At 68.9% G+C, this 14,710-nt stretch carries 11 protein-coding genes; 5 read left to right on the forward strand and 6 right to left on the reverse strand.

Annotated features, from left to right (window positions below; all coding sequences use genetic code 11):
• Window positions 1-17: 17 nt before the first annotated feature.
• From ACZ5LB_RS10115 to ACZ5LB_RS10140, 6 genes are all read right to left on the reverse strand, one after another.
• Window positions 18-1,136 carry a serine hydrolase domain-containing protein gene (locus tag ACZ5LB_RS10115; protein WP_464606146.1) on the reverse strand — a complete coding sequence of 373 codons (1,119 nt, stop codon included), beginning with the start codon at window positions 1,134-1,136 and terminating at the stop codon, window positions 18-20.
• A 1-nt stretch (window position 1,137) separates the two neighbouring features.
• Window positions 1,138-1,368, reverse strand: a complete 231-nt coding sequence (locus ACZ5LB_RS10120; protein ID WP_464606148.1) for a hypothetical protein — start codon at window positions 1,366-1,368, stop codon at window positions 1,138-1,140.
• 144 nt (window positions 1,369-1,512) lie between these two features.
• Entirely contained in the window at window positions 1,513-3,138 is a 1,626-nt protein-coding gene (locus ACZ5LB_RS10125) for a sensor histidine kinase (RefSeq protein ID WP_464606150.1), read from the reverse strand.
• Between the two features lie 9 nt (window positions 3,139-3,147).
• A complete protein-coding gene (locus tag ACZ5LB_RS10130; RefSeq protein ID WP_464606152.1) occupies window positions 3,148-4,284 on the reverse strand; it encodes a TlpA family protein disulfide reductase in 1,137 nt (378 codons plus the stop codon).
• Between the two features lie 62 nt (window positions 4,285-4,346).
• Window positions 4,347-7,331, reverse strand: coding sequence for a TonB-dependent receptor (locus tag ACZ5LB_RS10135; protein ID WP_464606154.1), 2,985 nt, complete (start codon window positions 7,329-7,331; stop codon window positions 4,347-4,349).
• Window positions 7,332-7,544: 213 nt separating this feature from the next.
• Window positions 7,545-8,255 (reverse strand): response regulator transcription factor, encoded by a 711-nt coding sequence (locus ACZ5LB_RS10140; RefSeq protein ID WP_464606156.1) that lies wholly within the window; start codon window positions 8,253-8,255, stop codon window positions 7,545-7,547.
• 383 nt (window positions 8,256-8,638) lie between these two features.
• On the opposite strand from ACZ5LB_RS10140, the gene ACZ5LB_RS10145 reads away from it, so the two are divergent.
• From ACZ5LB_RS10145 to trxA, 5 genes are read left to right on the forward strand one after another with little or no spacing between them, the layout of a single operon-like run.
• On the forward strand, window positions 8,639-10,153 hold the full coding sequence (locus ACZ5LB_RS10145; RefSeq protein WP_464606158.1) for a M16 family metallopeptidase: 1,515 nt from the start codon (window positions 8,639-8,641) through the stop codon (window positions 10,151-10,153).
• Window positions 10,153-11,625, forward strand: a complete 1,473-nt coding sequence (locus tag ACZ5LB_RS10150) for a M16 family metallopeptidase (protein WP_464606160.1) — start codon at window positions 10,153-10,155, stop codon at window positions 11,623-11,625. The genes ACZ5LB_RS10145 and ACZ5LB_RS10150 overlap by 1 nt, the downstream gene beginning before the upstream one ends.
• A 13-nt stretch (window positions 11,626-11,638) precedes the next feature.
• Window positions 11,639-13,390 carry a protein-disulfide reductase DsbD family protein gene (locus ACZ5LB_RS10155; RefSeq protein WP_464606163.1) on the forward strand — a complete coding sequence of 584 codons (1,752 nt, stop codon included), beginning with the start codon at window positions 11,639-11,641 and terminating at the stop codon, window positions 13,388-13,390.
• A gap of 10 nt (window positions 13,391-13,400) precedes the next feature.
• Window positions 13,401-14,393 carry a thioredoxin-disulfide reductase gene (trxB, locus tag ACZ5LB_RS10160; RefSeq protein ID WP_464606165.1) on the forward strand — a complete coding sequence of 331 codons (993 nt, stop codon included), beginning with the start codon at window positions 13,401-13,403 and terminating at the stop codon, window positions 14,391-14,393.
• Window positions 14,386-14,700: a thioredoxin gene (trxA, locus tag ACZ5LB_RS10165; RefSeq protein ID WP_464606167.1), complete on the forward strand. Its 315-nt coding sequence runs from the start codon at window positions 14,386-14,388 to the stop codon at window positions 14,698-14,700. The genes trxB and trxA overlap by 8 nt, the downstream gene beginning before the upstream one ends.
• Window positions 14,701-14,710 lie beyond the last annotated feature (10 nt).

Raw genomic sequence — 14,710 nt, forward strand, 5'->3', positions numbered from 1 at the left:
GATGGTTCCCGCCGGCCTCAACCGTCAATGGCCCGGAGGATCGCGGCCCTGGCCTTCAGGAAGTCGTCTCGGACCTTCGGGAGCCGGTGCTTCGTGAAGAAGATGCCGCACACGCCGCGCTTCCGGTCGATCCAGGGGTAGGTTCCCAGGGCCCCGGGACTGGACACCAGGACGCCCTGCCCGTCCGGGGACCAGGTTTCGCACCAGTTCCCCAGGGCGTACTGCGGGTCCGAGTCCGCCGGGATGCCGGGCGGAAGGTAGTCCTTGGGCAGGCCGAGGGTCTGGACCGTCTCCAGGGTCCGCACGGCCTGGGCCGACAGCACCCGGCGGCCGCCGTGGACGCCCCCCTGGGCCAGCATGGAGAGGAAGCGCATGTAGTCTCCGGCCGTGGTGGTCACGCCCCCCTGGAGCAGGGGGTTGGTGGTCTGCCCCGAAGGCACCCGGCCCGGCGGGTGCTCCCAGGACGTGCGTTCCATGCCCAGGGGCCCGGCGATCCGTTCCCTGAAGAGGTCCGCCCACCGCCGGCCGGTCACCTTCTCCACCAGCGCACCCGCCACCTGGAAGCCCGGCCCGCCGTAGGCGAACACCGCGCCCGGCGGATGCTCCAGGGGCAGCCGTGCCACCTCCGCGGCCGACTCGGCCAGGGTGAGCCGGGGATCCTGGCGGATGTCCACGCGGCCCTTCAGGCTGCCCTGGCCGGAGGTCTGGGCCAGCAGGTGGCGCAGGGTCGTGCGGCCCTTCTCGCCCTGGAACTCCGGAAGGTGGTTCGCAATGGGCTCGTCCAGGGAAAGCCGGCCCTCGTCCACCACCGTCATCACCAGCGCGGCCGTCATCCATTTCGAGGCCGAGGCCACCGGGTACCGGGCCTCCGGGTCGATCCTCCCCACGTCCAGCCGGAACAGTTCCTTCCCGTCCCGCATGACGATGGCGGTGACGCCCCTGGCGCCCCGCCGGACGGCGTCCTCCAGCGCCTCCCGGACCCCGGCCGGAACCCGGCCGGGATCGCCACTCACCACCACGTCCGGGGTGGACACCTGGGCCGCCACGCGCCGCACGGCGCGGAGGCAGCCCGAAAGGCCCACCACCAGCAGGAGCGCGACCCCTGGCCCCGCGCGCTTCGCCCAGTGCCCGCCCATCCTAGCGCCGGATCGTCCGGGACCGGCTCACGGTGGTGCCGTTCGGTCCCGTGGCGGTGGTGGTCACCGTTCGGCTTCCGGCCTCCCGCGTCACGGTGCGGGAACGGCTCGCGGTCCTTCCGTTGGGCCCGGTGACGGACCGGGTCACGGTCCGCGAGGCGGCCAGGGCCGGCTGGACGGTTACGGCCAGCAGGACGAGGGCGGAAAGGAGAAGGGTGTGTGGGTTTCGCATGGGTGAGTCCTCCGGTGACCCGGGCGGGATTCCGGAAGGGGAATCCGGCCGCGGGGTTCACAGAGCTTTGGACCCCGCCGAACCCGAAGGGTTTCAAAGGACCTTTGTCAGGAATTGTCAGGCGGCCAGGTCAGGATGCGGCGTTCAGGGAAGATCCAGGCAGGCCATGAAATGCCCGTTCTCCCGGCCGAATGCCAACCCCCACCCCTCCTGCCGGGCCACCTGGGCCAGGACCAGGAGCCCCATGCCCCTGCCCTTGCCCTGGGCGGGCCCGGCCGGAGCCCGCCTGAGCAGCCCGTCCAGGACGGCCTGGGGAATCCCGTCGCCTTCGTCCGAAACCTCCACCCGCACGCCGCCCTCCTGCCGGGAGGCCTTCACCACCACGCGGCCGCGGCCGTGGACCAGGGCATTCTCCACCAGGGTGTCCAGGGCGGCGCGCAGGGCGGTGGCGCTGCAGTGCAGGCTGACCTCGGCCCCGTAGACCTCCAGGAGGCGTCCACGGGCTTCGAAGGCGGGGGTGAGTTCCTCGTCCATGCGCTCGAAGAAGGCCGCGTCCACGCGGTCCTGGGCCCGCTCAGCGTACCGGCTGCGCATCTCCTCCAGCCCGCCCTCGATGGAACGCACCAGGTGGTCCACCTCGCCCCGGATCTCCAGGAGGCGCGCCTCCTGGGCGTCCCGGGACAGGTCGGGGTTGAGGACCGTGTCGCAGCGGAGCTTGAGCACCGCCAGGGGGGTCTTGAGGCTGTGGGTGAGGGAGGCCAGGCGATCGGCGAGGAGGCGCTCCCGGTTGCGGCCCTGGATCACCAGGGCCACCGCGAGGCCGCTGGACGCCACCAGGAGGCCGTAGGCGCTCCAGGCCAGGAGCCCGCGCTGGACGTAGGCCTTCCAGAAGGCGCGGTAGGTTTCCGGAGCCATCTGGAGCACCGCGTACCACATGCCCCCGAAGGACTGGCTCAGGTCCTTGTCCACCCGGAAGGGCGCCGTGTCCGCGCAGGTGAACTCGAGCCGGCCCGGGACCTCGCCCTTGCAGGCGCGGAAACTGGAGAACGCGCGCGGACGCTTCAGGTCCGCGCTGTGCCTGAAGCCCGAGACCACCCCGAAGCGATAGGAGGCGCCGGGCTTGAGCGTGCCCTGGAGCCACCGCTCCACTTCAGGGCTGCCGGGCACCCAGGCCTTGATGAGGCACCATTTGCCGTGGAAAGCCACGATGGAGCATCGCTCTCGGACGAGGGGGTCCACCGTGCCCACCAGCCACCAGGTGCCGGCGTCCGTGCTGAACCCCCTGCGGCTGGCCACGGCCTGCGCCCCCCGCGGCGTCCACACGGGGGCCAGTTCCAGGGCCCTGCGGGCCCAGTCCGCCGGTTCCCGGGTGGCCTCGGGATCCGTGGACGGCCGGAGGCGGTCGCCGTCCCGGAGCCACACCCGGCCCGTGTCCGAGTCCACCAGGGCCGTGACCAGGGCCTCCCGGGCCAGCCAGGCGCGCATGGCGGGTTCGTCGCCGGTGGTGAAGTCGGGCACGCCCACCGTCCAATGTTCCCATTCCTGGGTGAGCCTGACCGCCTGGGTGTGGGTGGTGCTGAACCACCGGTCGAGGGTCAGGTCCTTCCAGTCGGAGAGCCACCAGGCCGGCAGGACCGCCAGCATGGCGCAGATGGCGGCCCAGGCCACCACCAGGGGCCACACGGCCCCGCGCGGCCCCGGAAGGATCCGAAGGGCCGCGCGAAGGCGCCGGGTCCCGGGTCGTGCCCGGGCGATCTGGACGAGGGGCATGGAAGGACCCTACTTGGTCTTGAGGAGCTTGCCTAGGGTCCTGTCCAGTTCCTCGCCCCGCATCCCCTCGTTGACGGTGATGATCTTCCCGTCAGGGCCCACCAGGATCACGTGGGGGATGCCCCGCACCTGGAAGAGGTTCATGAGGGCTTCCCGTTCCTTGCCTTCCGGGAAGGCGTGGTGCCAGGGCATGGGCGTCGCCGGGTTCTTGCGGAAGGTGGCGATGTCGCCGGCCTTCTTGTCGCTGGAGACGCTGAGGATCTCCAGCCCCGCGGGGTGGTACTTGGCGTAGGCCTTGTGCACGAAGGGCAGCTCGCCCTTGCAGGGGCCGCACCAGGTCGCCCAGAAATCCAGGATCCAGTACTTGCCTTTGAAGGAGGCCGGGGTCAGCACCGTCCCGGGCTTGCCGAGCTCGGTGACCTTGAAGGCGGGCATGGGATTGCCCGCCTTGGGCGCCACCTTGTCCTCCACTTCGGCCTTGGCGATCCAGGCGTTCCACTTGGCGATGGAGGGGGAGGCGGGCTCGAAGGCCTGGAGCCGGGCCAGTCCCTTGCGTACGTCGGCGATCATGCGGGGCCGGGAGGACAGCTCGATGGAGGACTCCAGCGCCAGGAGCTTCACGGTGCGGGTGGGGTGCTTCTCGAAGACCTGGTCGAGGAAGGCGAAGGCCTTGGTCGCGGCCTGGGCCTCGGTCTGCTTGGCGAACCCGCCCCCGCTGGCATGCCAGGCGATCCAGCCCAGGAATTCGGGATCCAGCGCAGCCACCAGGTCCAGGGCGGGGGAATCGGGGCTCATCTGCCCGGCCAGCTCGAGCATGGAGCTGGTGATCAGGGTGAACTGGAAGTTGGCCAGGTTCTCGGGGAGCTTGCCGGTCTCCTCCGCCTGGGACCGGAGCATGAAGTACCGGGCCTGGAGCATGATCTGGCGCACCCCGGGGCGGGTCTCGTGGGCGAGGAGCACCGAGAGCCCTTCGGGCGTGCCGTCCAGGGGAAGGCGGGTCTTGGCGGCCTTGCCCTCCTTGAGGTGGGCGGTGTAGTTCTTGACGACGGCGGCGTACTGGGCCGCCAGGGCCTGGTTATCCCCGGCGGGGGCCTGGGCAACGAGCATCGCGGGGAAGAGTAGAGCTGCGGAAAGGCGATTGGGCATGAAACGTCTCGTGATCAGGGGCCTGCCCGGAAACCCGGGCAGGCCGTTGGAGAAAGGGAAGGCTAGAAGCGGAATCCGACGCGGACCTGGATCTTGCGGGGGGCGGTGTAGTCCCCGGTCTGCCCATCGGCCATGACGTACGGATTGTTGCCGGGGTTCGGCGCGTTGTAGGGCACGGGCCTGAGCTTGGGATTGGAATACCAGTCCGGATAGGCGGCGGCGACGGACGGGTCGTAGGGCGCGAAGGTCCGGGTGCCGTCCGTGAGCGCCGTGCTGTAGTTCACGTACATGGGCTGCATGTGATTGAAGACGTTCAGGACGTCCAGGGCCGTGAAGAACGTGATCTTCCGGTACAGCTCGATCTCGTAGCCCACGTGCAGGTCGAAACCGAACTGTTCCGGCCACCAGGTGGGGGAATCCGCGTAGGACCGGGTGACGCTGTCGGGGTAGCCGAAGCCCTGGATTTCCGCCGTGGTGGGGCCCGAATAGGTGCGGTAGCCCCGGAAGCTCTTGGACCAGTAGTTGCCCAGGATGGACACGTCCAGCTTGCCGGCCTTGCCGAAGGAGCGGGTGTAGGTGGCGTCCAGGTGCAGGGTCACCGGCGTGGAGGAGGAGGACCACTGGCCGGATTGGGGGCCGAAGGGATCCACCAGGTCGTTGGCGATGAAATCGCCGTACTGGTTGCGGGAACTGGTGCCCACCCCCTGCCCCGCGTTGGCCCGCGTGTAGGACCAGCTGAGGTTGCCCCCGGCCCGGAATCCGGGCGCGATCTCGCGCTTGTACTGGAGCTCCAGAGCCTCGTAGCGGGTTTCCATGCCCGAGTCCGTGAAGTACTGCTTCCTGGCCGCGCCTGGGGCGGTTCCGGCGGCGCCCAGATACTTCATGCCGACGTAGTTGTCCTGCACCTTGTGGATGAAGGTGGCGGAAAGGGATTGGACAGAATCGGTGTAGCGGTAGGCCAGCGTCGCCTCCCGGGACCGGGGCGGCTTGATGTCCGGATCGGCCGTCACGGAACGGCTGGTGAGGGGATCGGGGGTGGCCTGGTAGGGGTTGCCCACGCCCAGCGCGGAGGCCGACTTGCCCCAGACGTTCCAGTTGATGGAACCGTCGGCGTTCAGGGCGTCGCTGCCGCTGCCGGCGCCGTAGTACTTGTAGAGGCGTACCGGGACCGTGTTGGAGACGCTGGTGGACGAGAAGGTGCTGACGTTGTACTGGCCGGCGTATTCGGCCAGGCTCAGGGTGAAGACGTGCCGGGTGTTGCCCTGGAGGTCGTAGGAGGCCGAGAGGCGCGGGGTCAGGGAGGAGGCGGTGAAGCTGTCCCCCTCGGGGTCCAGATCCACCTGGTTGCGGTCATAGCGCAGGCCCAGGTTGACGGTCCAGTGGTTGTCCAGGGTCCACACGTCGTTGACGAACAGGCCGAGGATCCGCGTATCGGCGCCGCCCTGGAGGGGATCGAACATCACCAGCCGGGTGCGCGTGGAGTCGTCGACCGCCAGGTTGCGGTAGGCGCGGTCCATGGAGGGCGGGGCCGCCACGTTCCAGCCGTAGAACTGCAGCAGGGCGCGGGAGGGGGTCATGGAGGCATAGCCGCCGTCGGAACCGGAATAGCTGCCCATGGAATCGATGCGGCTGTGGTAGTACTGCACGCCGCCTTCCAGGGAATGGCCCGCGCCGTTCCAGGCCAGGTTGACGCCCAGGGTCCGGATCCGCTCCTGGTTGAGATTCCCGGCGTTGAGTCCGTTGTCGTAGAGGTCGCCGTTGCCGGGGTTCTTGAGATCCTTCCAGGTCACCACCCCCGGGCCGCCCTGGGAACCCGTGCCGGGGCCCCCGCTCTTGGAGAGGGTGTCGCTGGCGATGACGTCCAGCAGGAGGGTGCTGGTCAGGGTGCTGGTCCAGCTCACCGACTTGTAGCTCTTCTCGGTGCGCGACGGGCCGTTTCCGGCCGCGAGGGTGGAGATGCCCCGGCCGTTGGTGGAGGCGGACTGGGTTGAAAGGTATCGGCTCCAGGAGCCGGAAACCTTGTTCTCCGCGTTGACCTGCCAGTCCAGGCGGATGTCCTTGAGTTCATTGCTGCTGGTGGAGGCGTAGGTGTAGGGCGCGAAGAGGCCGCTGCCCACCGACCCGGTGACCACCTTGGTGACGCTGGGGGTGGTGGTGTTGTAGCCCACCGCGAAGAACAGCTTGTCCTTGATGATGGGTCCGAGGAAGGTGTAGGACTGCATGTCCGTGACCCGCCGGGGCACCTTCTTGCTGGTGGTGTAGGCGGACTGCCGGGGCAGGGCGTTCCAGGAATCGCTGGTGAGGTCGTGGCGCATGGACCCCTGGAAGGTGTTGCTGCCGCTCTTGGTGACGGTGCTCACCACCCCGCCCACGAAGCGGCCGTACTTCGCGGAGACGCCCGCCGAAAGGACGTTGAACTGCTCGATGAGATCGGGGTTCAGGGGCAGCATCTGGGTGCCGCCGTTGGCGGACCGGGATTCCACGCCGTTGACGGCATAGCCGTTGCCGCCGTCCTCGGAACCGTGGAAGTTGTAGCCGCCCGAGGGCGTCCCGGGCAGGGTCTTGAGGGCGGCGGAGTAGAGGGAGGAACCGATGCTGGGCAGGTTGGCGATGGCCTCCGCGTCGAAGTTCCGGCCCGTCACGGCCACGCCCGGATCCACCCCCACCTCGGGGTTCTGCACGGCCACCACCTCCACGAAGGCCTCCGCCACCGGCGCCAGGGGCACCGTGAGGACGACGTTCTGGTTGGAGACCACGGTCACCTGGGTCCGGAAGCCATTCATGCCCTTGGCGGTCACGTGGACCTTCACCACCCCGGGCAGCAGCTGGGGCGCCTTGAAGCGGCCGTCGGCACCCGAGCGGAATTCCCGCACGCCGCGGCCGGTGTCCACCTGGACGAGGGCCCCCGCCACGGGCTTGCCGCCCGGGCCGGACACGAGGCCCGTGAGATTGCCCACCGCGGCGCTCTGGCCGAGCAGCAGGGTTGACGAGGCGACGATGAGGGCGCAGAGCCTTCCTGGCCCCGACGATTGGCCGGGTCTGATCATGTGATTCCTCCTGGGGATCGGGTTACGTTTGAATTCCCTTGGTCGGTATCCATGGTCGGGTCGGGTTACACCCCCAGCAAGAAGAACTCAAGAGAATAAATTGTATAATTATAATTACTTAAACTCTAATTTTAAACACTTCAAATAAAGCCCTTTGCGCCACACCGCCGTCACGGGAGGCCAAGGAAGCTGCACGGTGGTTGCAAGGTCGCCTCATCCCTTCACCGGCAGGGCCCAGCGGTAGCCTTCCCGTTCCAGGGTCTGGATGGCGGGGTTCTCGTCGGAGTCCCCCAGCTTCTTCCGCAGGGTGTTGATGTGCTTGTCCACGGTGCGCAGGGTGGGATGGGCGTCGGCCTCCCAGGCCAGGTTCACCAGGTCCTGGCGGCCGTGGACCCGCCCGGGGTGGGCCACCAGCACCTCCAGCAGCCGGAATTCCCGCAGGGTCAGCTGCGTGTCCCTGCGGCCCCGGTGCACCGAAAGGTGGACGTAGTCGATGCGGTAGGGCCCGCTGCGCACCATGCGCCGCCCTTCCTCCTCCGGCGCGGCGCGGCGCAGGATGGCCCGGATGCGGGCCGTGAGCTCCAGCATGGCGAAGGGCTTGGCCAGGTAGTCGTCGGCGCCGTAGGAAAGTCCGTGGATCCGATCCTCGCTTCCCGAACGGGCGGTGAGGATGAGCACCGGCACCTTGTCCTGCCGCCGGCGCAGGGTGCGCAGCACCTCGAAGCCGTCCATGCCCGGCAGGGACAGGTCCAGGACGATGAGATCCGCCGCCTCCCGGATGTGGGCGGCGAGGCCAGCCTCCCCGTCGCCCTCCAGCGTCGCGTTGAAGCCTTCGGATTCCAGATTGGCCTTCAGAAGCGTCCCAAGGGCCTCCTCGTCCTCGATGACGAGGATGCGGCGCGGTCGCTGGGGATTGGGGCGCATGGAACCGATTCAACCACGAGATGGGCCCCGCGTGATGTCCGTGGGCCGAAATTCCCGGCAGGACCGTCCGGACTACCTGCAAATGCCGAAACTGGACCGTCTCCGGGTCGGGCCGATCCCCGATACTGGGGGAATCGGTACCGCTTCCCTGCCCGGGACCGGATGCGCAACGTTGCGCAAACATTATTATAACAGGCACTAAGGTCGGCATTCCTCCGCGATTAAATCCCCTCGAATTTTTCACTGAACGAGACATTGTCATCTTGCGAGGCACCGAAAAAGATGAGGCATGGGGAATTCCCCCAAAGGACGCTCCCCCATTCCTCGATTTGTTGAGGTCTCCCAGCACGTCACCACTCCCGTAGCCATCCCCAGGAGGACCCATGTTCCGCACCCCAGGCCGGGTTGCCGCGGCCGCTTTATGCGCCCTGGCGCCCCTATCGGCCCAGGACTTACCCATCACCGAGCGCACCTTGCCCAACGGCATGCGGGTCCTCATGGTCGAACGCCATGACGAGCCCACCATCTCCTGCGGCTGGGTGGCCCGGGTGGGCAGCGCCGACGAGCGTCCCGGCATCACGGGCATCGCGCACCTCTTCGAGCACATGATGTTCAAGGGCACCAAGACCATCGGCACCCGGGACGCCCGGCGCGACGCCGAGCTGAACGCCCTGCAGGACCAGACCATGGGCGAGATCCGCAAGGAGCTCGACGCCCTCCGGGAGAAGCTGCGCCGCGGGGAGATCGCCGACATCAACGATCCGAAGGCACGAAGCCCCCGCCACCTGCAGCTCCTGGCCGAGCTCGACAAGCTGGTGCAGGAGCAGCGCGGCCTCATCGTCAAGGACGAGCTGGACAAGGTCTACAAGCAGGCCGGGGCCACCGGCCTCAACGCCAACACCACCTCGGACCGCACCTTCTACCACATCGACGTGCCCGCCAACAAGCTGGAGCTCTGGGCCTGGCTGGAGGCGGACCGCCTGAAGAACGCGGTGTTCCGCGAGTTCTACAGCGAGCGCGACGTGGTGCTGGAGGAGCGGCGCCTGCGGGTGGAAGCCACGCCCACCGGCAAGGTGCAGGAGACCTTCAACGCCCTGATCTGGCAGGCCCACCCCTACAGCTGGCCCGTCATCGGCTGGCCCAGCGACATCACCACCGTCACCCGGGACCAGGCGGACTACTTCTTTTCCACCTACTACGCCCCCAACAACATCACCGCGATCCTCGTGGGCGACTTCAAGACCGAGGAGGCCTTCGCCACCCTCCAGACGTACTTCGGCGCCATCCCCTCCCGGACCACCCCGCCCCCCAAGGTCACGACCCTCGAGCCGCCCCAGGGCGCCGAGCAGCGCCTGGTGGCCACCGCCAACGCCATGCCCATGGTCCAGGTCACCCACAAGACCGTCCCTTCCGTCCACCGGGACGCGGCGGCCCTGGATGTGCTCAGCTCCATCCTGAACGGCCAGTCGGGGCGCCTCAACCGGGAGCTGGTGATCCGCAAGCGGGTCGCCGTCAACGCCGGGGCCGGCAACCGCGGCATGAAGTTCGGCGGCATCTTCTACCTCGGAGGCATTCCCGCCCCGGGGCACACGCCCGAGGAGGTGGAAGGCCTTCTCCTTCAAGAGGTGGAGCGCATCCAGAAGGAGGGCGTCACGGCCCAGGAACTGCAGAAGGTGAAGAACCAGGTGCAGGCTTCCACCTACGCCCGCATGGAGAACAACGGCGACCTCCGGGACCAGCTGGCCGAGGCCGAAGGGGCCGGTAGCTACAGGGACTTCCTGGAAGAGCCCGCGCGCCTGAACGCGGTGACCCGCGAGGACGTCCAGCGCGTGGCCAAGGCCTACTTCGGCCCCGAGGCCCGCAACACGATGGTGATCCGCCGCAAGGAGGCAAAGTGATGGCCCGCGCAACGATCCTGGCCCTGCTGGCATCCGGGGCCCTCCTGGCCCACGTCCCGCCCGCGAGGCCTGAGCAGCTCACCTTCAAGCCCCTGGCCTTCGAGGCTCCCCGCGCCGCCGCCTTCAAGGCCAAGCTGAAGAACGGCATCCCGGTCCTTGTGGCCGCGGACCCCGCCGGGGTGCCCTTCGTGCGGCTCCAGGTGCTGATCCGGGGAGGCTCCTACCTGGATCCCAAGGGAAAGGAGGGCCTCGCCGCCCTCACCGGCGTGCAGATGCGCGCGGGCGGAACCGAAAAGACGCCCGCGGCGGCCCTGGACGAACGGCTGGAATTCCTGGCCGGGGACATCGGTTCGAACCTGGGGGAAACCTCCGGCACCGTAACCATGGAGTTCATGGAAAAGGACCTGAAGGAGGGCCTGGACCTGTTCATGCAGGTGCTCACCCGCCCCGCCTTCGCGCAGGACCGCCTGGACCAGGCCAAGGAAAACTTCCAGCAGGGCCTCCTGGCCCGCAACGACAAGACCGACGGGATCGCCAAGGTCGAGCTGCCCCGCCTCCTCAACGGCGAGGACCACTTCAGTTCCGCCCAGATCACCGGAGACAGCCTCAAGGCCATCACCCGGGAGGACCTGGCGGCCTTCCACGCCAGGCTCCTGCACCCCGCGAACCTGGTCGTCTCGGTGTCGGGCAAGTTCAAGAAGGAGGCCATGCTGGACCTCCTGAACCACACCCTGGGCGCCCTGAAGCCCGGGACGGCGGCCCAGGCCAGCCCCAGGGTCCAAGCCCCGTCCTTCCGGCGCAGGCCGGGCATCTACGTCGTGGACAAGGACGTGCCCCAGAGCCTGGTGCGCTTCGCCCTGCCCGGCCTTCGCCGCACGGATCCGGGCTGGCACGCGGCCCTGGTGATGAACCAGATCCTGGGCGGAAGCGGCTTCACCTCCCGGCTCATGAAGAAGATCCGCAGCGACGAGGGCCTCACCTACGGCATCGGCACCGGTTTCAGCGACGGCGCCCACTGGAAGGGGAACTGGTCGGGATCGGTGCAGACCAAGAACCGGTCCGTGGCCTACGTCCTGCGCCTGGCCCTGGCGGAGCTCGAGCGCCTCAAGGCCGAGCCCGTTCCGCCCGAGGAACTGGCCGTCATCAAGGACAGCATCGTGCAGGCCTTCCCCTCCCAGTGGGGCAAGAAGGCCAACGTCGTGAACCTGTTCGCCCAGGAGCAGCTCGTGGGCTGGCCCGAGGACTGGTGGGCCGGCTTCCGGGAGAAGATCCAGGCCGTCACCGCCGAGGACGTGCAGCGCGCCGCGAAGACGTACCTGGACCCTGCCCAGCTGGTGATCCTGGTGGTGGGCAAGGCCGGCGAGGCCGAGGCGGGCGATGCCGGCCATCCCGGGGCCCTGAAGGACGTGGCGCCCCTGCCCCTGATCCGCCTGCCCCTGCGCGACCCCCTCACGCTCAAGCCCCTTTCCTGATCCCGAGGCCCCCATGCCCCTTTTACGAACCCTGAAACTCCTCGCCCTGGCCGGAGCCCTGGCCCTTTCGGCGTCCGCCTTCGGCGGCGACCCCGACGTCCAGGTGTCCTTCCAGAAGGGCGCCGTGGTCATCACCACCCCCAAGGGCGTCCACATCAAGAAGTCCTTCACCGAGGTCACGCTGGCCTCGAAGCCCGGCTCGATCAAGGCAGGCCCCCTGCCCAAGGCCGACGCCCAGGACGAGCTCAAGGAGGACGTCTACCACGGCACCATCCACATCCCCGTCACCGGCGTCGGCCTGAAGGGCGAAGTGTCGCTCGACGTCCAGTTCCAGCCCTGCACGGAAGGGGCCGGCGGCAACTGCTTCCCGCCCACCACCCGCACCCTCAAGGTCCCCGCCTCGGAGATCCCGGCCGGCAAGGCCGCCGAAGCCCCCAAGGCTGATGGGCCCGTGAAGGCCCTGGCCTCCGCGCCCGTCCAGGCCGAGGCCGCCGCGGCGGCTCCCCAGGATCCGGCCGTCACCGCCCCCGTCCTCGAGACCGCACCGGCGCCCCAGGCCCCCGCCCCCCAGCGGGGCTTCCTCCTGGCCCTGGTGGTGGTCTTCCTGGCGGGCATGGGCGCCAGCCTCACCCCCTGCGTCTACCCGATGATTCCCATCACCATGGCCATCATCGGCGCGAAGGGCGGCGGCAAGCTCAAGGGCTTCTCCCTCTCCCTGGTCCTCGTGCTGGGCATGGCCGTCACCTACACGGTGCTGGGCGTCGTGGCCGCCCGCAGCGGCGCCACCTTCGGGGCCTTCGCCCAGAAGCCGGCCTTCCTCATCCCCGTTTCCGTCCTCTTCGCCCTCTTCTCCCTGTCGCTTTTCGGGGCCTTCGAGATCGCGCTTCCCCAGGGCCTGCAGAGCCGGCTCCAGGGCAACGGGCCCCGCAAGGGCTACCTGGGCGCCTTCCTCATGGGCCTGGTGCTGGGGCCCCTGGCGGCCCCCTGCGTGGGGCCCATCATCGGCACCGTGCTGGTGGGCATCGCCCAGCAGGGCGACGCCGTGCGCGGCGGCATCCAGCTGTTCACCTTCGCCCTGGGCATGGGCGTGCTGTTCATGGTGGTGGGCACGTTCTCCGCCGGGCTGCCCCGCTCGGGCGACTGGCTCACGCGCTTCAAGTACGTCATGGGCCTCGTGGTGCTGGGCTTCGCGGCCTGGAACGTGAGGCTGGTGGTGCCCGAGTGGGCCAACTACGGCATGTGGTTCGTCACCGCCCTGGCCGGCGCGGCCGTCTTCGGCGCCTTCGAGGAAGCCGTTGGCCTCACGGGCCAGTTGCGCAAGGGCTTCGCCATCGCGCTGGTGGCGCTGGCCGCCCTGCTGGGTCTGCGGGCCGTGGAAACGGGCCTGGACGTCAAGCTCCTGCCTGGAGGCGGTGCGGTTGCCGTGGAGAAGGCCCCGGAGCTGTGGGGCTCCGACTACGAGAAGGCCGTGGCCCGGGCCAAGGCGGAGAAGAAGCTGGTGCTCCTGGACACCTTCGCCGTGTGGTGCGCCCAGTGCAAGGAACTGGACGAGAAGACCTGGCCCGATCCGCAGGTGACCGCCTGGATCAAGGACCATGCCGTGCCCGTGAAGATCGACGCGGACAAGGACCGCCCCGACCTGGCCAGGACCCTCCAGATCCGGAGCTTCCCCACTGTCGTCCTGCTGGACGGCGAGGGCCGCGAAGTCCGCCGCATCCTGGGCTACCAGAAACCCGCAGAAATGCTCGCCTGGCTCAAACAGTAGAGGAATTCCCATGACCCACCGCAGGATCATCATCATCGGCACGGGGCCCGCGGGCTACACCGCGGCCATCTACGCCTCCCGCGCCAACCTCCAGCCCCTGGTGCTGGAGGGCGTCCAGCCCGGAGGCCAGCTCACCATCACCACCGAGGTGGAGAACTTCCCGGGCTTCCGCAACGGCATCCAGGGCCCCGAACTCATGGAGGAGCTGCGGGCCCAGGCCCAGCGCCTGGGCGCCGAGATCGCCCCGGAGACCGTCCTGTCCGTGGAGCTGGGCCAGCGCCCCTTCCAACTCGTGACGGACACGGGCGCCTACACCTGCGACGCCCTGGTCATCGCCACGGGAGCCTCCGCCAAGTGGCTGGGCATCGGCAAGGACGAGGACCTGGGCCGCAGGGGCGGAGGCGTTTCCGCCTGCGCCACCTGCGACGGCTTCTTCTACCGCGGCAAGGACGTGGCCGTGGTGGGCGGGGGCGACACCGCCCTGGAGGAGGCGCTCTACCTCACCAACTTCGCCAGCCGGGTGCACCTGGTCCACCGCCGGGACAGCTTCCGGGCCTCCAAGGCCATGCAGGACCGCGCCCTGGCCCACCCGAAGATCACCGTCCACTGGAACCAGGTGGTGGCCGACCTCCTCACGCGCCGGGTCGAGGTCTCGCCCGGCAACGAGGTGGAAAAGCTCGGGAGCCTCCGGCTCAGGGACACGGGCGACGGGCGCGAGTCGACACTGGCCGTGGACGGGCTGTTCGTGGCCATCGGCCACCGGCCCAACACCGCCTTCCTCCAGGGCCAGCTCCCCGTGGACGCCAACGGCTACCTCCTGGTGGAGAAGGGCTCGAGCCGCACCGTGATCCCGGGCGTTTTCGCCTGCGGCGACGTGCAGGACAGCGTCTACCGGCAGGCCATCACCGCCGCGGGATCGGGCTGCATGGCCGCCATCGACGCCGAACGCTGGCTCGCGGAAACGTCCCTTTCAAGCCCCGCCAAGGAGATCACCCATGTCTGACCTCGCCTCCATCACCGACGCCAGCTTCCAGGAATCGGTCGCCCAGGGCGTGACCCTGGTGGACTTCTGGGCCCCCTGGTGCGGCCCCTGCAAGGCCCTCACGCCCGTGCTGGAGAAGGTCGCCGCTGAACTGGAAGGCCGCGCGAAGATCGTGAAGATGGACCTCGACGCCAACCCCGGCACCGCCGCCTCCCAGGGCATCATGAGCATCCCGGCCCTGGTGCTCTTCAAGGACGGCAAGCGCCTGGACCAGCGCGGATCCCAGTCCGCGGCCCAGATCAGGGCGCTGATCGAATCCGCGCTCTGAACCCAGGCCC

The sequence above is a fragment of the Mesoterricola sp. MK458 genome, assembly GCF_055384935.1.